This is a genomic window from Sphingomonas sorbitolis (genome assembly GCF_036663875.1).
GTDB lineage: Bacteria > Pseudomonadota > Alphaproteobacteria > Sphingomonadales > Sphingomonadaceae > Sphingomonas.
In genome coordinates this window covers 936,130-956,794 of the sequence record NZ_JAXOJS010000001.1, presented here as the reverse complement: position 1 = coordinate 956,794, position 20,665 = coordinate 936,130, and the positions used below count along the sequence as shown (strand labels likewise).

The window sequence follows — 20,665 nt, the reverse complement described above, 5'->3', positions numbered from 1 at the left end:
TTCGGTCCGGCTCAGCGCAGGCGCTCGATGGCCTGCGCCAGCGCCACGTACAGCTTGCCCATGTCCGACGACAGCAACGTAACCCCCAGTGGCGAGCCATCGCGTTGCGTCAGGATCGTGCGGAGCATCGCTTCGAAGTCGTGGATGTAGCGGTTGACCATCTCGCGGAACGTTTCGTCCTCATCGTAGAGCCCGGCGATCTCGCGGACTTCGCTGGCGTCGAGGATGCGGACCGCGCGACGCGTGAAGACGCCGCGGTCACCTTTGAGATACGCGCCCCACGCACTGTCGGAAATTTCGGGCGCGATCGCCTTGGTAATGTCGATCGACGCCGAGTTGAGCGATTCAATCAGCAGCGACACGCGGCGTGCGAACGTGTCCTGGTCGGCGTCTTCGCGCTCCGTACGCGCTTCCTGAATCCGCGTTTCAACTACGGCGGTCTGGTCGACGATCATCTGGACTTCGCGTGCGAGGCGCTCGGTTGCACCGGTTGCAGCATCGACTGCTGCGCCGGTGGCATCGGTGAGCGCCTTGACCTGGCGTTCCACGGTGTCGTTGGTCGCGCGGCGCATCGCGTCGGCGCTGGCGGCTTCGAGTGCGGCTGCGGCTTCGGGTATGACCTTCGACAGCGTCTCTCGCGCCTTGTCGGCAGCCACCGCGGCGGTTTCGCGAACGCGGTGGAGTGCCTCGATCAACTGCGGTGCGGCGTCTTCGGCAAAATGCTGCGTGCGGCCGATCGCTTCGTCGACCATCTGGCCTAGCGCATCCGCCTTCGCGCGACCGGTATTGAGCGTGTTGAGCAGGTCGGTCGACAGTGTGTCGAGGACGAGGCGCTGTTCGGAGATCACGCCGGCGATGGCCTCGATCGCGTCGTGCGTGCTCTCGGCCGCCGTAACCAGCGCGAGCAGTTCGGGGCGTGCGGAGACGACGATGCTCTTGCTGGCGAGCACCTGCGAATCGAGCCGGCCCAAAGCTTCAGGCATGGTCTCGTCGATCTCGCGTGCGGCCGCGTCGAGCGCGACGAGCAACGTTTCGGTCGTGGCGATCGTCCGGTGCGCCATGTCGTCGCCCGCACGCAACGCTTCGGTCATCGCATTCGCCGAGCCGCCCAGCGCGCTGATCGATGCGGCGAGGTCTTGCGTGCGCTCGGTCCCATGGCGATGGAGCAGTTCGATCCGCGATTCGACTTCGCCGAGCCCGGTGTGGAGGTCGTCGACGATCCGGTCGCCGGCGCTACGCTGTAGATCGAGGCGGATCGCGACGCGTTCGATCGCGTCCTCGACCGCGGCGATACGGTGCGCGAGCGCCTCGGCGCTGTCACGCGCGGCGCTGTCGAGCGCGGCCTGGTTGGCGCCGACCATCGCCAGCATCGCGTCGCCCTGCGCAGCGATGCCGCGGCGCGACAGATCGACGGCGTCGGCGGTACGGTTGAGCAACGCGTCGACCGCGGCGGACATACCGTCGGTGACCGATTCGAGATGTGCGCCCGCGGTCTGGCTGGTCGCCTCCATCCGGACGATATGCGCGGCAAGGCGTTGCGCTGCGCCGCTGGCCATCGCGTCGGCGTCGCGGCCGCGTTCGGCGAGCGCAACGATCTGCGCGTCGAGCGCAGCGGCGTGTTCGCTGGCCGACAGACCGGTGCGTTCGAGACGCTTGGCGACGTCGTCGATATCCGCCTGCGCGCGGGGGAGCGTGGCTATCAGGACGCCGAGGCTGGTCTGTGCGCCGGCCGTCGAGGTTGCGAGGTTGCGCGCGTGGGCTGCAGCCTGGTCGATTTCGGAGACCATGCCGCGACCGATCGCGGCCAATTGTTCGGTCGCGCCGCCGCCCATCGCCATGAGCGCGTTCAATTGTTCGGCAAGGTGCTGGCGATTGGCGTCGATCGTGTTCGACAGCGCTGCGACGGTGCGCTCCAGGCTGGCCGCTTCGTCGCGCATGGCCTGCGCGGTGATGCCGAACCGATGCGCCTCGGTGCGGCTGGTGCGCATGGTGAGCAGCCAGACGATGCCGACGAGCGCAGGGACGATGCAGAGCGCGGCGATGAACTGGACCAGCGCGACCGGTTCGATCGTCGCCAGCGAATCGCGTGCGATCCACAGCATCGCGGCGAGCCATATCGCTACGATCGCAACCGCGATGCCGGCGAAAAGCGGACCGCGTTCGGGCGCAGGCTCTTGCGCGGGCTCGTCGAAATGGGGTTCGGTGACGGTGTCGGACATGTCTTCTATCACCGGATCCATCACGATGTCCGCGCGAATGGGATGGGCATTGCCTGCCGACGCGCGAAACCCGATCATTGACGAACCCCCGTTCATGAATTGCGGAAGTATCATGGATTGTCGTCGGACAAAACGGATGATGCGACGGTTCGGCGAACATCCGTCCGGTAAGCGGGGCGACACGGCGTATGATCGTGGTGGCGCCGCGAGAAGCCGCGGTCGATCCTTGTGATAAGCACGGGAGGATGTGGCAGTATAGTCGCCCCAGCCGGGTGGTTTCTCGCGCGTAACGTCGAACCGAACCGCGGCGCAGGGCAGTTCGACCTAACGCGGGCTTTGCAGGACGGCGCGTACCGCCTAACAGCCTGCGATGCTTGCCGGCCTATTATTTGCAATTCACGACGCCGACGATCGTCCCGATCGTCTGGCCGCGACGCTGCCGTTCAGCGGCGTCACGCTTATCGAATACCAGGCACGGTTGCTGATCGCGGCCGGCGTGTCGCAGGTGATCGTCGTCGTCGCGCGGATGACGCCCGAGCTTTTGGGGGCGATCAACCGGATCGGGCGGCGCGGCGTTTCGGTCGATACGGTGCGCTCGGCGACCGAAGCGGTCGAGAAGCTGCATCCGCTCGCCCGCGTGCTGATGCTCGGCGACGGGCTGGTCACCACCGAGGCGATCGTCAAGGCGATGGCGGGCGAGGAGGGCGATTGCCTGCTCGTCGTGCCGGAGAGCGATGCCGGGCCGGGGTTCGAACGTGTCGGCGGGCAGATGGCGTGGGCCGGGGTCGCCCGGCTGAGTTCGAGCCGGATCGCCGAGGTCTCGGCTTTGCCGCAGGATTACGATCTTCAGTCGTCGCTGTTGCGCTTGGCGGTACAGTCGCGCGCGACGCAGGTGTTGCTGCCAACCGATGCGGTGCGCGGTGGGCACGGTATCGAGCGGCAGGCGCGGACGCTGGAGGAACGCGGGCGTGCGGTGCTGATGACGATCGTGTCGGGGCGGCGCGGCTGGTTCGACCGGTTCGTGCTCGCGCCGATCGCGCGGCTGGCGTTGCCGCTGCTGGTCGATCGCGGCGTCGCGGGGACCACGGTGGGCGCGGCCGGGCTGGCGCTGGGCGTCGCCGGGCTGGTGACGATCGGCGTAGGCCTGTCCTCGACCGGGCTGATCCTGGCGCTGGTCGGGTGCATCGCATTGGCACTTGGTTCGGTGTTGAGCGGGCTTCGCGACGAAGAGCCGATGGCGCATGGCCAGACCGTGGCGATCGGCGGTGTCGTTGCCGCCGCCATCCTCGTCTTTGCGTTCTTCGTCAGCGGCTATGCGGGCGAGAACACCGCGCTGGCGATCGGTACCGCCCTCGTCGCGATCGGCGGACTGGCCGAGCGCGCGATCGTCGAACGCGCGCGCCAGTTCTGGTGGGGCAGTCCGGCGGCGTATCTGCTGATCGTGACGCTGACCGCATTGGTCGGTTTTCCGGTGGTGGGATTGGGGTTGACCGCGGCCTATGCGACCGCGACGCTGGCGGCGGTGATCGAACGATTGCGCCGCGCGCCTTAGGCGGACCTTAACGACCGGAGGCTAAGCACGGGGCGATGTCGGTCGGCCGAGACCCAGTTGACGCTATGCCGTCCTATGACGATCCGCTCGCGCGGGCCGAGACCGTGCGCTTGCGCGCGGAGACGCGACTGGCGGGGACGATCGCCGACTTCTTCCTCGATGCGGATGCGCGGTTGGACGACCGGACGCGGCTGATGCTGGCGCATGTGCTGGATGCGATCGTCGGTTCGATCGAGTGGGATATCCGGCGCCATGCGGCGCGGTCGCTTGTCGGAAACGGATCGAGCAAGGCGGGCGAGGCGATCCTCAAGGCGGGCGCGGGGGGTGTCGTCGATCGACTGACGCGCGCCGGATTGCTCCGTGACGAGGAGTTGATGGACGAACTGATCGCGCGCGTGCGTCACGATCTGATCGCGGCGTCGCTGCCGGTCGAGGTGGCCGAGCCCGACGAGGCTAGCCTGCTGGTCCGTCTTGCTGGCGTGCCGGACAGTATCGTAGCGTCGGCGGCGTCGGCCCTGCTCGCGGCCGAGAGCCGACGGCGGGTCGCGAACGAACAGGGCGTAGTCGGTGGGAGCGAACTCCCCGCCGAACTCCATCACCGGCTGGTCTGGTGGGTGGCGGCGGCAATCCGCGATGGTTTGCGGCATGTTACGCGCGAGAGCGATCGGGCAATTACCGACGCGGCGCAGCGCAGTCTCGCGGCGCATGACGAGGGCGAGCGGCCCGATGCGGTGGCGATGCGGTTGGCGGGGGCGCTCGATGCGCGACCCAATGAATTGGCAGCGGTGCTGGTCGAATCGATCGGTGATCGGCGATTGTCACTGTTCGTAGCGGCGCTGGCGCATGCACTCGGCATCGCGTTCGATCAGGCGCGGGCGATCACGCTGGAGCCCGAGGGCGATCGGCTGTGGCTGGCGTTGCGCGCGCTCGACATGGATCGGCCGACGATCGCCCGGATCGGGCTGGCCCTGTCGGAAGCGGACCCGCGGCGCGATATCGAGGCATTTGCGGACGCTCTGGATGCGATCGTTTCGGTCGGTGTCGAGGATGCGCGGGCGTCGATCGCACCACTGGCACTGAACCGCGATTTTCGGATGGCGTTGCGGGCGCTGGCGCGTACGAGTCGGCGATGAGCGTGTTCGACCCTTCGACCGAAAGCCCCATTGCCCACGCGATCGTCGCACCCGACGGATCGCTGTCGTTCGCGGACCCGGCGTTGATCGCACTGAACCAACGGGCGGGGGGTATGCGCGGTGCGCCACTCGCGGTGCCGCAACTCGCGACGATTGCGCGGTTGGCGCGACGGCTCGGCATCGTCGTGTCGCGCGGTGTCGTAGTCGCCGACGACGAAACCGACGTCGATCTGTGGGTGCGCGCGCAACCGGACGGCGAGAACGTCCGTCTTACGGTCAGCGGCTGGCGCGAGATCGCCGCATGGCGCCCGGCGCGGCCGGCACCCGATGCGCAGAATGATTTTCTCGGCAGCGATACCGACTGGCGGTGGGAAACCGACTCCGCGCTGCGGCTGACGTTCGTGACGCTGGATGCGGGGCCGAAGCATGGGTTCGATGCGTTCGCGCTGCTCGGCCAGCCGCTGACGGCGATGTTCGCGCTCGATGCCGGAACGGACGGGACGTTGCCGATTCTCGACTCGCTGGCGAGGCGGCGGGCGATGGCTGCGCAGCCCGCGCATCTGCGGAGTTCGGGCCGCGCGGTGACGCTGACCGCCAATGTCCGGCACGATGCATCGGGCGATTTTGCCGGGTTCGTCGGCGTGGCGCGGATGGTCGTCGAGGACGCCCTGGCGCCCGTTGCCGCGGACACGCTGTCGCCGACCTTCACCAGCGGGCTCGACAAGGCGTTGCGGATTCCGCTCGCGCGGATCGTCGCCAATGCCGACAGCATCAACGCGCAGGCCGATGGCCCGGTGCAGCACGACTATGCCGATTACGCCGCGGATATCGCCAGCGCCGGCCGGCATCTGCTCGAACTGGTCGACGATCTCGTCGATCTGCAAGCGGTCGAGCGTCCGGACTTCGCGCTGGCACCCGAGCCGATCGACCTCGCCGACGTCGCTCGCCGCGCTGCGGGTCTGCTGACCGTACGCGCGAGCAATGCCGAGGTGACGATCGTTCGGCCGGCGATGGACGCACGCGTGCCGGCCCTCGGCGATTTCCGGCGTTTGCTGCAGATCCTGGTCAATCTCGTCGGCAACGCGGTGCGCTATTCACCCGCGGGGTCGCATGTCACCGTGTCGGTGGAGCGGTCCGAGACGCAGGCGATCGTCGTCGTCGCGGACCAGGGCAAGGGCGTCGCGCCCGAGGATCAGATCCGGATTTTCGAGAAGTTCGAGCGGGTCGATCCGTCGGAGGCCGGGGGCAACGGGCTCGGCCTGTATATTGCACGACGCTTGGCGCGGGCGATGCAAGGCGATCTCATGATCGAGAGCGCGCCCGGCGAAGGCGCGCGGTTCGTCTTGACGTTACCGGCGGATCCGGCGCGCCACTAATATCAGCGCGAGGCCGAACGCAGCGAGAAATGCACCGCGATCCGCCCATGGCCGCTGGTCGAGCATGAAGCTCGACTGCGGCCAGTGGACGTAACCGAGCCCCTGGCCGATCCAGAGCAGACCCATCAGCGCGCTGAGCACGCCGACGACCATCAGGATCGGCCGGAGCGTCTTCATCAGCGTGATGCCATCGGGACGTAGTCACGCGCGGTCGGGCCGCTGTACAGCTGGCGCGGACGGCCGATCTTCTGGTCGGGATCGGTGATCATCTCGTTCCACTGCGCGACCCAGCCGACGGTGCGGGCGAGCGCGAAGAGAACCGTGAACATCGAGGTCGGGAAGCCGATCGCCGACAGGATCACGCCCGAGTAGAAATCGACGTTCGGGAACAGCTTCTTCTCGATGAAGTACGGATCGCTCAGCGCGAGACGCTCGAGTTCGATCGCGACGTCGAACACGGGGTCGGTGACACCCAGCTCGCCGAGCACTTCCTTGACGGTCGTCTGCATGACGGCCGCGCGCGGATCGTAGTTCTTGTAGACGCGGTGGCCGAAGCCCATCAGGCGGAACGGATCGTTCTTGTCCTTGGCGCGGGCGATATACTCGGGGATGCGGTCGACGGTGCCGATCTCATGCAGCATGTTGAGCGCGGCTTCGTTCGCGCCGCCATGCGCGGGGCCCCACAGGCAGGCAATGCCGGCCGCGATGCACGCGAACGGGTTGGCGCCCGACGAGCCGGCGAGACGGACGGTCGAGGTCGACGCGTTCTGCTCGTGGTCGGCGTGGAGGATGAAGATGCGGTCCATCGCCTTTTCGACGATCGGGTTCACCACATACTTCTCGGCAGGGACACCGAACGTCATCTTCAGGAAATTGCCGGTGTAGCTCAGCGTGTTGTCCGGATAGACGAACGGCTGGCCGACGCTGTACTTGTACGCCATCGCGGCGATCGTCGGCATCTTGGCGATCAGGCGGTGCGACGCGATGACGCGCTGGGCCGGATCGTGGATGTCGGTAGAATCGTGATAGAACGCCGACAGCGCGCCGACGACACCGCACAGGATCGCCATCGGATGCGCATCGCGGCGGAAGCCACGGAAGAACTGCGCAAGCTGCTCGTGGACCATCGTGTGGCGCGTGATCGTGGTCGAGAAGTTCGCCAGTTCGTCTTCGCTCGGCAGTTCGCCGTTGAGGAGCAGGTACGCGACCTCCATGAAGTTCGACTGTTCGGCCAGCTCGCCGATCGTGTAGCCGCGGTGCAGCAGCGTGCCGGCGTCACCATCGATATAGGTCAGCTTCGACTGGCACGACGCCGTCGAGGTGAAGCCCGGATCATAGGTAAAATTGTCCGTCTGCGCGTACAGCTTGCGGATATCGATGACATCGGGTCCGACCGTACCGGACATCACCGGATACTCGAAATCCTTGCCGTCGACCTTGAGGGTTGCGGTCTCGCTCATGCTTGTATCCTTCCTCGAAATCTTATCAGCTAGCCATCCGGTCGGCGATCCGACCGAGGCTCTCGTCGCGCCCGAGCAGGTCGAGCACATCGAAGATCCCCGGCGACGTCTTGCGTCCCGTCAGCGCGGCGCGAAGCGGCTGTGCGACCTGGCCGAGCTTGACGCCCCACGCTTCGGCCACGCGCCGTACCGCGCCTTCGAGCGCCTCCGTATCCCACGTGGCGAGCGCGTCAAGTTCGGCATGGACATTGACCAAAATCGCACTCGCTTCACCCTGTAAAAGGCTCGCTGCGGCGTCATCCATTGCCAAGGGCCGCTGGCTGAACAGGAAATTCGAGCCTTCGGCCAGCTCGTTCAGGTTTGCGGCACGCGGCTTCAGGACGGGCATCGCGCGAGTCAGAAGATCGAGTCCGCCGGTTGGCAGGTCGTGGCCGAGACGATCGGCGGCGAGCTGCGCCAGCCGCGCGTCGTCGGCTTCGCGGATGTAATGGCCATTGAGGTTCTCGAGCTTCTTCAGGTCGAAGCGCGAGGGCGACTTGCCGACGCCGGACAGGTCGAACCACTCGACCGCCTGCTCGCGGCTGATGATCTCGTCGTCGCCGTGACCCCAGCCGAGCCGGAGCAGGTAGTTGTCGAACGCCTCGGGCAGGATGCCCATCTCGTCGCGGTAGGCCTCGATGCCCACCGCGCCGTGACGCTTCGACAGCTTGGCGCCGTCGGGGCCGTGGATCAGCGGGATATGCGCGTAGATCGGCTCGGGCCAGCCCATCGCGCGGTAGATCGGCAACTGGCGGAACGCGTTGTTGAGGTGATCGTCGCCGCGGATGACGTGCGTCACGCCCATGTCGTGATCATCGACTACGACGGCCAGCATATAGGTCGGCGTACCGTCCGAGCGGAGCAGGACGAGGTCGTCGATCTCTTCGTTCTTGACCGTGACCGCACCTTGCACGCGGTCCTCGATCGTGACGGCGCCTTCCTGCGGCGCGCGCAGGCGGACGACGTGGGGGAGGTTCGGCGCATCGCTCTCGGGGCGATCGCGCCAGGGGCTGCGGATGCGGAGCGGCTTCTTCGCAGCCTGCGCCTCGGCACGCATCGCGGCGATCTCGTCGTTGGTCATGTAACAGCGATAGGCGTGGCCGTTCGCGACCATCTCGTGCGCGACCTGAGCGTGACGCTCGGCACCGGCGAACTGCATGACGACGTCGCCGGCCCAGTCGAGCCCGAGCCAGCGCATCCCGTCGATGATCGCGTCGATCGCCGGCTGGGTCGAGCGGACCCGGTCGGTATCCTCGATCCGCAGCAGGAATTTACCCCCGTTTGCTTTCGCGAACAGCCAGTTGAACAGCGCGGTGCGCGCGCCGCCAAGATGCAGGAACCCCGTCGGCGACGGAGCGAAACGGGTAACCACGGGTGCGGCCGAGTTGGCGGTGCCCGTATCAGATATTGCGCCCAACCGCGGGTGCTCCCAGACTGATGAAACGATGGAGAAACGATGGCCATGACAGCCGTCGCCGCCCCTAGCATGCGTCCTTGGCGGCGACAAATGGGCGTGCCGCGATGGGGGGCTGTCGTCGGGCTTGCCGTGGAACGCTGGCTGGAGGCGGAGCGCGACCAGTTGGTGTTGTGGCTGCCGGTGATGCTGGGTGGCGGGATCGCGCTGTGGTTCGCGCTGCCGGACCCGGCGGCGTGGTGCGTAGCGGTGCTGGTGTTGGCGGCTGGTGGGCTGGCGTGTCTGGCGGTGGGGCATGGCGGGCGTGCCGCGCGGTCGCTGGCGATCGGGTTGCTGACGGCAGCACTGGGGCTCGGACTGATCTGGGCGCGATCGGAGTCGGTGGCGCGACCCGTGCTGGGCGGACCGACGATCGCGAGCTTCTCGGCAAAGGTCGAAGCGATCGAGCCGCTGGTGGCGCGGAAGCTGGTCCGACTGACGGTGCTGCCTATCGGAAAGGGGGCGGAGACGGATGGGCGACCGCTCGCCTTGCCATATCGTGTCCGCGTCAATCTTGCTGAAGCGGATGCGCCCAAACTCCTGGGAACGGGAGCGATCGTGCATCTGCGGGCTCGGCTGATGCCGCCGCCGCTGCCCGCGGTGCCAGGCGCCTACGACTTCGCGCGTGTCGCGTGGTTCGGCGGGATCGGCGCGACAGGGCGGGGCTTCGCACCGGTGGCTGTGACAACGCCGAGCGAGTCGGGTGCCGGCATCCGCGTCGCGTTGTCGCACCACATCGTATCGGGTCTGGACGGCAGCGCGGGCGGGATCGCCGCCGCGCTCGCGACCGGCGACGTCGGTGCCATCAGCGAAGAGGATTCGGAGGCGATGCGCCGGGCCGGGCTCGCGCACCTGCTGTCGGTGAGCGGATTGCACATCACCGCAGCGGTAGCCGCGACTATGCTGATCGTGTTGCGTCTGCTGGCGCTGAGCCCGTGGCTGGCGTTGCACGCGCGCTTGCCTCTGATCGCTGCGCTGGCTGGAGCGGCGGCGGCGATCGGCTATACGTTGCTGACCGGAAGCCAGGTTCCGACGATCCGGTCGTGCGTCGCCGCGCTGCTCGTGCTGGCGGCGCTGGCGATGGGGCGCGAGGCGATGACCTTGCGCCTCGTCGCGGCGGGGGCGGGGTGCGTCATGCTCGTCCTGCCCGAATCGGCAGCGGGACCGAGCTTCCAGCTTTCGTTCGCGGCAATCACCGCGATCATGGCGCTGCACGAGCATCCGGCGATTCGCGTATTCTTCGGGCCACACGAGGAGGGCCGACCGCGCCGTCTCGCTCGTGGGGTAGCATCGCTGTTGCTCACCGGCCTGCTCGTCGAGTTCGCGCTCATGCCGATCGCGGTCTATCATTTCCATAAGGCCGGGCTCTACGGCGCGTTCGCCAACATCATCGCGATCCCGCTGACGACGTTTGTGGTGATGCCGCTGGAAGCACTGGCGTTGCTACTCGATGCTGGCGGGCTTGGTGCGCCGATATGGTGGCTGGTCCAGCGATCACTCGATGCGTTGCTGTGGCTCGCGCATATCGTTGCTAGCGCACCCGGATCGGTGCGCTCCCTGCCAGCGATGCCGACGGCGGCGTTTGCGTTGATGATCGTTGGAGGAATTTGGATCGCCGTGTGGCGAACGCGGTGGCGGCGGCTCGGGCTGGTCCCGCTGACGATCGGTGCGATCTGGGCGCTGACGACGCCGGCCCCGGATGTTCTCGTGACCGGTGACGGCCGCCATGTCGCGGTGCGGACGGCTGCGGGGCTCGCGATGCTGCGCGACCGGGCGGGCGACTATACGCGCGACATGCTAGCCGAGAACGGCGGAGTGGACGGCGAGCCGCTGCTGCTGGCGGACCAACCCGACGCGCGGTGCAGTCGCGATCTGTGCGTCACCGATATCGCCGCACGGGGGCGGACGTGGCGCATCCTCGCGACCCGCAGCGCCTATATGGTCCCGATTGCTGAGTTCATCGCCGCCTGTCACGGCGCCGATGTCGTCGTCAGCGAACGCGGTCTGCCGAAACGGTGCGTACCGCGGTGGCTGAAACTGGATCGTCGTGTACTCCGGCGTACGGGCGGCGTCGCGCTGACCTTGGGAAGCGGGACAGTCGTGACCATCCTGAACGCAGGCGATCGTCACCCCTGGCGCGATCCGCCTCTCCTCGAACGCACCGTGCATTCGTTCGGGCTGCGACATGGCCGGTTCCACGGTGCTGCGTCGTTTCGAGCCGACCGAGGCCCTCAAAAGTAGAATGTTCACGCGAAGGCGCAAAGGCGCGAAGGTGACGCGGCTCGGGAGACCTCAACACCCCCATGAACGGTAAGCCCACGTCGGTATTTCGGTGGTCTGCGAAGGCAGGTAGTCGCAAATCTAAGCACTGCATCTTCGCGCCTTTGCACCTTTGCGCCTTCGCGTGAACAAAATTACCCGTCGTCGCATGCGATCTTGGTGCAAAGAATTGGTTCACGCGGAGACGCGGAGAAGGTTCTTGTACGGCAGGATGAATCGGACTGGCGGCTATCTGGTCTTACTTGCGAAAGACGTTTGGAATCGTTTCGTTCTCCCTAAGCGAAACACCTCCGCGTCTCCGCGTCTCCGCGCGAACCAATTCTTCGGCTGCGCGGGGGATTGGCGGCGATATGTTCGCGCAGAGGCGCAGAGGCGCAGAGGCGCAGAGATTGAGGGTTCGAGTCGAGGTCGCGCTTATGCATCGGAGCGCGAGAGGGTCTTCCGGACGGTTGGCGGTGTTTGCTTGGGGGTGTCGAAAAACTGGCCATTTTCTCGAAAGCTCCGAGCACATCGTTTCGTTCGCCGAAGACGCCCAGTCGCTGTTGCCGGTAAGGAAAAAGCGACTTGGCTTACCGGCCTGGCTGTCGCTTTTCGTTGGCAATCAAACACCGAGACCGGCCTGCGCCTTGATGCCGCAAGTCGGTCCCGGTAGTTCAGTCGTAGCGGCGGAGGATGCCGGAGAGTTTGCCTTGGACGCGGACTTGGGCGGGGGCGTAGCGTTGGGGGTCGTAGGCTCGGTTTGCAGGGTCGAGGCGGACCATGGCGCCTTCGCGGCGGAAGTATTTCAGGGTGGCTTCGCTGTCTTCGATCAGGGCGACGACGATCTCGCCGTCTCGGGCGGTCTCGGTGCGGCGAATCAGGGCGTAGTCGCCGTCTAGGATACCGGCCTCGACCATGGAGTCGCCGGAGACTTCGAGCGCATAGTGTTCACCCGAACCCAGCAGTGCGGCGGGGACGGCCAGCATCGTGCTGCCTTCGAACGCTTCGATCGGGACGCCGGCGGCGATGCGGCCGTGGAGGGGGATCTCGACGACGTCGTTCGCTGGCTGTGGCGCGGTAGCGGGCGAGGGCTTTACGTTCGACGCCTTTGATGGCGCCTTTTTCTCGGCGCGCTCGGGCATGCGAAGCACTTCGAGTGCGCGCGCACGGTTGGGAAGGCGGCGGATGAAGTTGCGCTCCTCGAGCGCGCTGATCAGACGGTGGACGCCCGACTTCGACTTGAGGTCGAGTGCGTCCTTCATCTCCTCGAACGACGGCGAGACGCCGGTATCGTTGAGGCGATCGTTGATAAAGCAGACGAGTTCGTGCTGCTTGCGCGTGAGCATGGCGGTTCTCCGTCCGGAACAGACTGGGAACTTCTATGGAACATAATTAACGGCGTCAAGCGTCCGTATCACGCGATCACCAGGATTTCCGCCGATTCGCCCGTCTTTGCTACGGGTGCGTTGCCGGGGCGGACGATCAGGCAGGTCGACCGGGCCAGCGTGAGCAGCATCGAACTGTCCTGGATCGTCGAGGCATAGGCTTTGCCGTCGCGCAGTTCGGCGCGGAGATAGTCGGTGCGGGCATTGTTGGCGGGGAGGTCTTCGCCGAGCAGCGCATGGGTCGACTGAGGGAGCGGGTCGCGTGCGCCGGCCATGTGCGCGACGACGGGCTTCACGAACAACGTCGCGGTGACGAACGCGGAGACCGGGTTGCCGGGGAGGCCGAGCACCATCATCTCGCCGATCCGGCCGGCCATCATCGGCTTGCCGGGGCGCAGCGCGATCCGCCAGAAATCGATGGTGCCGTTGGCGGCTTCGATCGCCGGGCGGACGAGGTCGTGGTCGCCTACCGATGCGCCGCCGGTGGTGACGAGCAGGTCGGCCTCGACGCTGGCGAAGGCTTCGCGGAGGACTTCGAGATTGTCGGGGAGGATGCCGAGGTCGATGATGTCGACGGGCATGTCGGCGAGCATCGCGGCGAGCATGATGCCGTTCGATTCGGGGAGCGCGACGCCGTCGGTGGTCGAGCCGGGGGGGACGAGTTCGTCGCCGGTGGCGGCGACGGCGACGCGGACGCGGCGGTTGACGGTGAGGCTGCCGTGGCCGCCAGTCGCGGCGACGGCGATGCGCGCGGGGCTGAGGCGATCGCCGGCGGCGATCAGGCGGGTGCCGGTGGAGAAATCGAGGCCCTTGCGGCGGGTGTTGCGGCCGAGCGTTGGCGGGCCTTCGCCGGCGAGGATCAGGGTTTCGCCGTCGCGCTCGGCTTCTTCCTGGACCATGACGGTGTCGGCGCCTTCGGGCATGGCGGCGCCGGTGAAGATGCGGGTGGCTTGGCCGGCGGCGACGTGGCCCATGAAGGGGCGGCCGGCGGCGCTTTCGCCGATGACTTTCCAGGGGCCGGGGAGGTCTGCAAAGCGGATGGCGTAGCCGTCCATCGCCGAGAGGTCTGCTGCGGGCTGCGTGCGGCGGGCGGGGATGTCCTCGGCGGCCCAGCGGCCTGCGGCTTCGCGTAGGGCCACGGTCTCGTGGTCGACGCGGGCGGCCATGGCGAAGAGGCGGGTCTGGGCTTCGGCGACGGGGACTAGGGTCATGCTAAGGCTCTGTCTTTGGGCGGTTCTGAAAAGTGAAGTATAGGAAGTGCAGACGCTGGGAGCGATTTGGCGGTTGGGGTTTGGTAAATGAGAAGCGTAGGGTGCGCGGGTATGTTCCGCGCTCTGCCATGGGTTTGGTGTGTAGGACAGGTGTTGTTGGCTTAGCGGGCAGAGCGATGCCGGCCCCGTGTGACGGCGTCATGGTTGACCGTGTCGACCGATATCGAACGTTCGCTACTGCCTCCTTGTTCTCCCGCGAAGGCGGGAGCCCAGGCTGGGTCCCCGCCTTCGCGGGGAAACAAGAGTTGGGCGGCCGGCGGTTGCTATAATGCTGGCCTTCCCAATTGGGCCCCGGCCTTCGCCGGGGTGGTGCTAGCTCGCTGGGGTGGTGCCCGTTTGCTGGGGTGGTGCTGGTAGGTTGGTGCCGCTGTTTTTCTTTCGGGTCGGCAAGTGGAGGCGGGTGATGGCCTTCGCGTCCTTCGAACGTCTGGCCAGCGCGGGTTCATCCGATGCGGGGCTTTGTTTGGGGGAAAGAGACACCAGATCAGCATGATGACACGCAATCAGCCTCGGGCGAGAGACAGGATCGGGGCGGCGGTGGGCGCCGTGCTGTTGCCGGGGGTGCTGGGCTATGCGCTGCTCAACGGGCTGGTGGTGACGATGCCGGCGGTGGTCAGCGATGCGTTGAAGGTGTTCGATGCGGCGCCGCCTCCGCCACCGCCGCCGCCTGAGGAGAAGGTGCGGCCTAGGCCGTCGCCTAGCCGCAAGCCGGAGGGGGCTGCGTCGCCGCCTAATTTGAAGTCGAAGGCTACCGAGGTAGTGGCGCCGCCGCCGGTGGTGCCGGTTGTGGTGCTGCCGCCTGTCGTGGTTGCGGAGAAGGCCGGGGTGGGGGCGCAGGCTACGGCGGGCGCTTCGGATGTGCGCGGGCCGGGGACGGGGAGTGGCGGGATCGGCAATGGCACCGGGAGCGGTGGGTATGGCAATGGCGACGGCGGGGGTGGTGAGGAGACGCCGCCGCGGTGGCGCAAGGGGCGGCTGAAGGACTCCGACTATCCGGACGACGGTGCCGAGACCGGGATCAGAGGGCGCGTATTCGTGCGGTACGTGGTCGAAACCGATGGGCGAGTCTCGCGGTGCCGGGTGACCCGGTCGAGTGGGAGCCGGGAGCTTGATGCACTGACGTGTCGGCTGATCGAGCAGCGGTTTCGGTATGATCCGTCGCTCGATGCTGCGGGCCGGCCGGTCGAGTCGACGATCGTGGAGAGCCACGACTGGTCTATGGATGACGATTGAAGTCCAAAGCTAGGCGCGTTCTGCTTGGCTTGCCCTCACCCTCGCCGCCTTTGGCGTCTATCCCTCTCCCCGTTGAGGAGAGGGTTTTCTGTTACGCGGTCCAGTTGCCGGATTTGCCGCCGGACTTGGCGCGGACGCGGATGTCGGTGAGGACCATCGTCTTGTCGATCGCCTTGGCCATGTCGTAGATCGTCAGGAGCGTTACCGTGGCCGCCGTCAGGGCTTCCATCTCTACACCGGTCTTGCCTTCGGTCGAGGCGGTGGCGGTGGCGGTCACGCCGGTTTCGTCGACGACCAGATCGATTTCCACCTTGGTGAGCGGGAGCGGGTGGCAGAGGGGGATCAGGTCGCTGGTGCGCTTGGCGGCCATGATGCCGGCGACGCGCGCGACGGCGAGGACGTCGCCCTTTTTCGCAGTGCCGGCGCCGATGGCCGCGGCGGCTTCGGCGGACATGGTTATGCGGCCCGAGGCGACGGCTTCGCGGGCGGTGACCGCCTTGCCACCGACGTCGACCATTCTTGCCGCGCCGGCTTCGTCGATGTGGGTCAGGCCGGTCACCCGACGAGCGCTCGGGTGGCGGCTTCGACGTCGTCCTGGCGCATCAGCGCTTCGCCGATCAGGAAGCAGTGGATGCCGTGCTCGGCCATCGCGTCCAGCTCGGCACGGGTCGTGAGGCCGCTTTCGGCGACGAAAGTGCAGTCCTTGGGTGCCTTGCCGACGAGGTCGTAGGTGCGTTGGAAGTCGACGGTGAAGTCGCGCAGGTCGCGGTTGTTGACGCCGATCAGGCGTGACTTGAGCTTCAGCGCGCGCTCCATCTCGTGCGCGTCGTGGACCTCGACCAGCACGTCCATCCCGCATTCGAGCGCGGAGGCCTCGATCTCGGCCATCTGGATGTCGTCGAGCGCGGCGACGATGATCAGGATGCAGTCGGCGCCGATCGCGCGCGCCTCGGTCGACTGCCATGGGTCAACCATGAAGTCCTTGCGCAGGACGGGGATCGAGACGGCGTCGCGGGCCGCGGTGAGATAGGCATCGGAGCCCTGGAACCATTTTTCGTCGGTCAGCACCGAGAGGCACGCGGCACCGCCGGCTTCATAGGCTCGGGCGTGGGCTACGGGATCGAAGTCGGCGCGGATCAAGCCTTTCGAGGGGCTGGCTTTCTTGACCTCGGCGACCAGCGCGTAGCCGGTCTTCGCGTCAAGCGCGGCGCGGAAGCCGCGCGGCTTCGACATGCGGGCGATGCCGGCGTCGATGTCGGCGAGCGAGGTCGTGGCTTTGCGGGCAGCGACTTCGGCGCGCTTGGTTTCGATGATGCGGTCGAGCATGGTCATGTCAGTAGGCGATCCAGCGGGCGAGCAGCGCGTCGGCGCTGCCGGTGTCGAGGGCGGCGGCGGCTTGCGCGGCGCCTTCGACGAGGGTGGGGACGGTGCCGGCGACCATCAAGGCGGCGGCGGCGTTGAGCAGGACGGCGTCGCGGTAGGCGCCGGTCTCGCCCTTGAGCAGGCGGCGGAGCGCATCGGCGTTGTGGTGCGCGTCGCCGCCGCGGATGTCGGTGATCGCGTGGCGGGTGAGGCCGGCGTCTTCGGGGGTGACCTTGCCGGGGAGCGCGACGGTGCCTACCGAGGCGACAATGCTGGGGCCGGCACCCGACAGTTCGTCGAGGCCTTCTTCGCCCGAGACGACGAGCGCGGCTTCGGTGCCGAGCTGTTCGAGGGCTTCGGCGTAGAGCGTGACGTAATCGGGGCGGGCGATGCCGATGAGCTGGCGGGTGGTGCCGGCCGGGTTGGCGAGCGGGCCCATCAGGTTGAAGATCGTGCGCTTGGCTATGCGTTGGCGGATCGGGGTGATGCGTCTCATCGCCGGGTGGTGGTTGGCGGCGAACAGGAAGGCGATGCCGATCTCGTTGAGGCTTGCCTCGGCAGTGGCGCCGGCTCGGTCCATGTCGAGGCCGAGCACTTCGAGCGTGTCGGCGGCGCCGGCCTTGCTGGAGGCGGCGCGGTTGCCGTGCTTGGCGACGGGGACGCCGGTTGCGGCGACGACGAGCGCGACCGCGGTCGAGACGTTGAGTGTGTGGTGGCCATCGCCGCCGGTGCCGCAGACGTCGATCGCACCGGCGGGGGCGTCGATCGGGATCATCCGGTTGCGCAGTGCGCGCGCGGCTTCGGCGATCTCGATGCTGGTCTCGCCGCGGGTTGCCAGGTCGGTGAGGAAGGTGGCGATCGCGTCGTCGCTGGCGCGGGCGTCGAGGATGTCCGCGAACGCCTCGCGGGCGGATTCGCGGGAGAGGGGCGAGCTGGGGTCTGGGAGGAGGGCGACGGCAGTCACATTCCCCTCCCGCTTGCGGGAGGGGTTAGGGGAGGGGCTTCCTGTTTCACGGACGTCGTGGATGCGGCACGGCCCTCCCCCGACCCCTCCCGCAGGCGGGAGGGGAGTTGGTGTGGGATGTTCGCCATCTTCAGGAAGTTGGCGAGCATCTCGTGGCCGTGTTCCGTCGCGATGCTTTCGGGATGGAACTGCACGCCGTGGATCGGCAGCGTCTTGTGGCGGAAGCCCATCACCGTACCGTCCTGCGCGGTCGCATTGACCACCAGCGTGTCGGGGACCGCGTTGACGATCAGCGAATGATAGCGCGTGGCGATGAACGGCGAGGGCAATCCGGCGTACAGCCCGGTATCGTCGTGGAGCACCGGCGAGGTCTTGCCGTGCATGAGCCCCCCGCGCTCGACCTTGCCGCCGAAATGCTGGCCGATCGCCTGGTGGCCGAGGCACACGCCGAGCAGCGGCTTGCCGGCGTCCGCGCAGGCCGCGACCAGGTCGAGGCTCACACCCGCCTCGGTCGGCGTGCAGGGGCCGGGGGAAATGAGGAACGCGTCCGCGCCCGACGACAGAGCCTGCCCGGCGGAGATCGCATCGTTGCGGACGACTTCGACCTCGGCGCCGAGTTCCATCAGGTAATGGACCAAGTTCCAGGTGAAGCTGTCGTAATTGTCGACGACGAGGATCATGGCGCCGCCATAGCCTAAGCGGGGCCCGGTGCAATATGCCCGCGTCGGGCTGCGGTCGTACCGGGTCATCGCGATTTCGTCGCGGGCGGGTCGCGATCGGCCGGAGCGAGCCCTATATGGCGGAAGCAGCGCAGGCATTCATTCAGTGCGGAGCAATGCCGTGGGACGGACGTTATTCGTTCAAAGGAGCCTGATCCATGTTTCGTACCGTCGTCCTTGCCGCACTGATTGCACTTCCCACCATGGCGTTCGCGCAGGATGCTCAGGTCGCCTCGCCACCGCAGCGCATCCGCAGCGTTACGCTGACCGGTGATCAGAAGTGTCCGCCGTCGACCAACGGCGAGGTGGTGGTCTGCTCGACGCTCGATCAGCCCTATCGTATTCCGAAGGCGCTGCGCGACGACAAGCCGATCGCGGCGCAGAACCAGAGCTGGGTGAACCGTGCCGCGTCGATGGACCAGCTTGGACGCGTGGCTGGCGGGTTGCCGGATACGTGTTCGGCGGTCGGGACGGGCGGCCAGTCGGGCTGCTTCCTGGCACGGAACAATGCCTATGCACAGGAGCGTCGTGCGCCGGCTAGCGAGACGACGACCACGCCGTAAGCGTTTGATACGTCGGACCGCTCACCGCCTGAAGAGCGTCCACCCCGGCGAAGGCCGGGGCCCATTTGGGGGACGAGGGTAACGAAGGCTGCGGTCCGTTACTGTGGCCTTTCCACTTGGGCCCCGGCCTTCGCCGGGGTGGATCAGGCTGACGGAGCTCAACTTAGCCCTAGGGCACCGAGACTTACTGCCCGAAGCCCGGTGCCTTAGCCCGGCTGACCGCTTCTTGCGCTGCTGCCAGGATCGCCCCGGCCTTGGCCTCGCACTCGCGCTGCTCGTATTCGGGGACGCTATCGGCAACGATGCCGGCACCGGCCTGGACGTGGATCGTGCCGTCCTTCACCACCGCCGTTCGGAGTACAATGCACGAGTCCATCGATCCGTCGGGGGAGAAATAGCCGACCCCGCCGGCGTAGGCACCGCGCCGTTCGGGTTCGAGTTCGGCGATGATCTGGCAGGCGCGGACTTTCGGCGCGCCGCTGACGGTGCCGGCGGGGAAGCCGGCGAACAGCGCGTCGAGCGCGTCTTTGTCGGGGGACAGCGTGCCGACGACGTTCGAGACGATGTGCATGACGTGGCTGTAGAATTCGACGCCGTAGCTGGCGGTGACGTTCACCGACCCTGGCGCAGCCGCGCGGCCGACATCGTTACGTCCCAGATCGAGCAGCATCAGGTGTTCGGCGCGCTCCTTGGGGTCGGCGAGCAGGCTGACGCGGTTTGCCTCGTCCTCGGCGGCGGACTTGCCGCGGGGGCGCGTGCCGGCGATCGGGCGGATCGTTACTTCGTCGTCGCGGACGCGGACAAGAATCTCGGGGCTCGAGCCGATCAGCGCGAAGCCGGGCAGGTCGAGATGATAGAGGAACGGCGAAGGGTTGATGCGCCTTAGCGAACGGTAGAGCTCGAACGGAGGGAGCGCGAACGGCGTGCTGAAACGCTGCGCGAGCACGACCTGGAAGATGTCGCCGGCGAGGATATAGTCCTTTGCGGTGGCGACCATCTCGCCGTAGCGGCCTTCGGGTAGCGCAGGCGTGTAGACAGGCTCGGCGACGTCGGCGCGGATCGGGGCGGGGACGGGCGTGCTGGCCAGCTTCGCGGCAACCGCATCTAGTCGCTCTTCGGCCTCGGTCACGATCACTTCGGCATTGCGCGACGGATCGGGCCAGGCGGGTGCGACGAGGTACAGCGCGTCGGTCAGGCGGTCGAACACGAGGACGACGGTCGGCCGTACGAAGATCATGTCGGGCAGGCCGAGCGGGTCGACCGGCGGTTGCGGTAGCGTCTCGACCAGACCGATCGTCTCATAGCCGAAATAGCCGACCAGGCAGGCGAGCGCGCGGGGCAGTTCGGCGGGAACCTCTGCGCGGCATTCGGCGACCAGTGCGCGCAACGCATCGAGGGTCGGCACCGGGCACGGCTCGAACGTCTCGCGATCGGTCGCCCAATGACGGTTGATCTCGGCGCTGTGGCCATGCGCGCGGAACAGCAGGTCGGGCGCGAGGCCGATCAGGCTGTGACGGCCGCGGATCTCGCCGCCCTCGACCGATTCGAGCAGGAAGTCGCCACGCCCCGGCTCGATCAGCTTCAGCGCGGCTGCGACCGGGGTTTCGGTGTCGGCGACCTGACGACGCCAGACGAGCGCGGGGCGCCCTTCGGCCAAAGCTTCCCGCGCGCTCATGG

At 67.2% G+C, this 20,665-nt stretch carries 17 protein-coding genes; 6 read left to right on the top strand and 11 right to left on the bottom strand.

Annotated elements, in window-relative coordinates:
• Nucleotides 1–11 precede the first annotated feature (11 nt).
• A complete protein-coding gene (locus U1763_RS03895) occupies nucleotides 12–2,297 on the bottom strand; it encodes a coiled-coil domain-containing protein (RefSeq protein WP_332754190.1) in 2,286 nt (761 codons plus the stop codon).
• Nucleotides 2,298–2,589: 292 nt separating this feature from the next.
• On the opposite strand from U1763_RS03895, the gene U1763_RS03890 reads away from it, so the two are divergent.
• From U1763_RS03890 to U1763_RS03880, 3 genes are read left to right on the top strand one after another with little or no spacing between them, the layout of a single operon-like run.
• A complete protein-coding gene (locus tag U1763_RS03890) occupies nucleotides 2,590–3,771 on the top strand; it encodes a hypothetical protein (RefSeq protein ID WP_332754189.1) in 1,182 nt (393 codons plus the stop codon).
• Between the two features lie 35 nt (nucleotides 3,772–3,806).
• Nucleotides 3,807–4,904 carry a DUF2336 domain-containing protein gene (locus U1763_RS03885; protein ID WP_332754188.1) on the top strand — a complete coding sequence of 366 codons (1,098 nt, stop codon included), beginning with the start codon at nucleotides 3,807–3,809 and terminating at the stop codon, nucleotides 4,902–4,904.
• Entirely contained in the window at nucleotides 4,901–6,280 is a 1,380-nt protein-coding gene (locus U1763_RS03880; RefSeq protein WP_132896757.1) for a sensor histidine kinase, read from the top strand. Before U1763_RS03885 ends, U1763_RS03880 begins: the two co-directional genes overlap by 4 nt.
• Here U1763_RS03880 and U1763_RS03875 read toward each other — a convergent pair.
• Genes U1763_RS03875 through gltX form a run of 3 tightly spaced genes read right to left on the bottom strand, consistent with a single transcriptional unit; the run spans nucleotide 6,254 to nucleotide 9,196 of the window.
• Nucleotides 6,254–6,457: a hypothetical protein gene (locus tag U1763_RS03875; protein WP_056482223.1), complete on the bottom strand. Its 204-nt coding sequence runs from the start codon at nucleotides 6,455–6,457 to the stop codon at nucleotides 6,254–6,256. The genes U1763_RS03880 and U1763_RS03875 overlap by 27 nt on opposite strands.
• A complete protein-coding gene (locus tag U1763_RS03870; protein WP_060524737.1) occupies nucleotides 6,457–7,740 on the bottom strand; it encodes a citrate synthase in 1,284 nt (427 codons plus the stop codon). The genes U1763_RS03875 and U1763_RS03870 overlap by 1 nt, the downstream gene beginning before the upstream one ends.
• A 25-nt stretch (nucleotides 7,741–7,765) precedes the next feature.
• Nucleotides 7,766–9,196 carry a glutamate--tRNA ligase gene (gene gltX, locus U1763_RS03865; RefSeq protein ID WP_443026875.1) on the bottom strand — a complete coding sequence of 477 codons (1,431 nt, stop codon included), beginning with the start codon at nucleotides 9,194–9,196 and terminating at the stop codon, nucleotides 7,766–7,768.
• Nucleotides 9,197–9,286: 90 nt separating this feature from the next.
• Here gltX and U1763_RS03860 point away from each other — a divergent pair, with 90 nt between their 5' ends.
• Nucleotides 9,287–11,473 (top strand): ComEC/Rec2 family competence protein, encoded by a 2,187-nt coding sequence (locus U1763_RS03860; RefSeq protein WP_332754408.1) that lies wholly within the window; start codon nucleotides 9,287–9,289, stop codon nucleotides 11,471–11,473.
• Nucleotides 11,474–12,165: 692 nt separating this feature from the next.
• Here the strand turns inward: U1763_RS03860 and lexA are convergent.
• Together lexA and U1763_RS03850 are read right to left on the bottom strand one after the other, a co-directional pair.
• The gene (gene lexA, locus U1763_RS03855) at nucleotides 12,166–12,837 is read right to left on the bottom strand and encodes a transcriptional repressor LexA (protein WP_332754186.1); all 672 of its coding nucleotides are present in this window, start codon (nucleotides 12,835–12,837) and stop codon (nucleotides 12,166–12,168) included.
• Nucleotides 12,838–12,905: 68 nt separating this feature from the next.
• A complete protein-coding gene (locus U1763_RS03850; protein WP_332754185.1) occupies nucleotides 12,906–14,087 on the bottom strand; it encodes a molybdopterin molybdotransferase MoeA in 1,182 nt (393 codons plus the stop codon).
• Between the two features lie 597 nt (nucleotides 14,088–14,684).
• Between U1763_RS03850 and U1763_RS03845 the strand changes: the two genes are divergently transcribed.
• A complete protein-coding gene (locus U1763_RS03845) occupies nucleotides 14,685–15,380 on the top strand; it encodes an energy transducer TonB (RefSeq protein ID WP_332754184.1) in 696 nt (231 codons plus the stop codon).
• Between the two features lie 91 nt (nucleotides 15,381–15,471).
• Here U1763_RS03845 and moaC read toward each other — a convergent pair whose 3' ends face one another.
• The 4 genes from moaC to U1763_RS03825 are packed head-to-tail and all read right to left on the bottom strand — an operon-like array spanning nucleotide 15,472 to nucleotide 18,386.
• The gene (gene moaC / locus U1763_RS03840) at nucleotides 15,472–15,939 is read right to left on the bottom strand and encodes a cyclic pyranopterin monophosphate synthase MoaC (protein ID WP_056048595.1); all 468 of its coding nucleotides are present in this window, start codon (nucleotides 15,937–15,939) and stop codon (nucleotides 15,472–15,474) included.
• Entirely contained in the window at nucleotides 15,936–16,712 is a 777-nt protein-coding gene (gene trpC / locus U1763_RS03835) for an indole-3-glycerol phosphate synthase TrpC (RefSeq protein WP_332754183.1), read from the bottom strand. The genes moaC and trpC overlap by 4 nt, the downstream gene beginning before the upstream one ends.
• A gap of 1 nt (nucleotide 16,713) precedes the next feature.
• Nucleotides 16,714–17,706, bottom strand: a complete 993-nt coding sequence (gene trpD, locus U1763_RS03830; RefSeq protein ID WP_332754182.1) for an anthranilate phosphoribosyltransferase — start codon at nucleotides 17,704–17,706, stop codon at nucleotides 16,714–16,716.
• Nucleotides 17,703–18,386 carry an anthranilate synthase component II gene (locus U1763_RS03825; RefSeq protein ID WP_332754407.1) on the bottom strand — a complete coding sequence of 228 codons (684 nt, stop codon included), beginning with the start codon at nucleotides 18,384–18,386 and terminating at the stop codon, nucleotides 17,703–17,705. The genes trpD and U1763_RS03825 overlap by 4 nt, the downstream gene beginning before the upstream one ends.
• Nucleotides 18,387–18,583: 197 nt before the next feature.
• Between U1763_RS03825 and U1763_RS03820 the strand changes: the two genes are divergently transcribed.
• Nucleotides 18,584–18,988 (top strand): hypothetical protein, encoded by a 405-nt coding sequence (locus tag U1763_RS03820; RefSeq protein WP_132739890.1) that lies wholly within the window; start codon nucleotides 18,584–18,586, stop codon nucleotides 18,986–18,988.
• A gap of 184 nt (nucleotides 18,989–19,172) precedes the next feature.
• Here the strand turns inward: U1763_RS03820 and trpE are convergent, their stop codons facing one another.
• Entirely contained in the window at nucleotides 19,173–20,663 is a 1,491-nt protein-coding gene (trpE, locus tag U1763_RS03815; RefSeq protein ID WP_332754181.1) for an anthranilate synthase component I, read from the bottom strand.
• Nucleotides 20,664–20,665 lie beyond the last annotated feature (2 nt).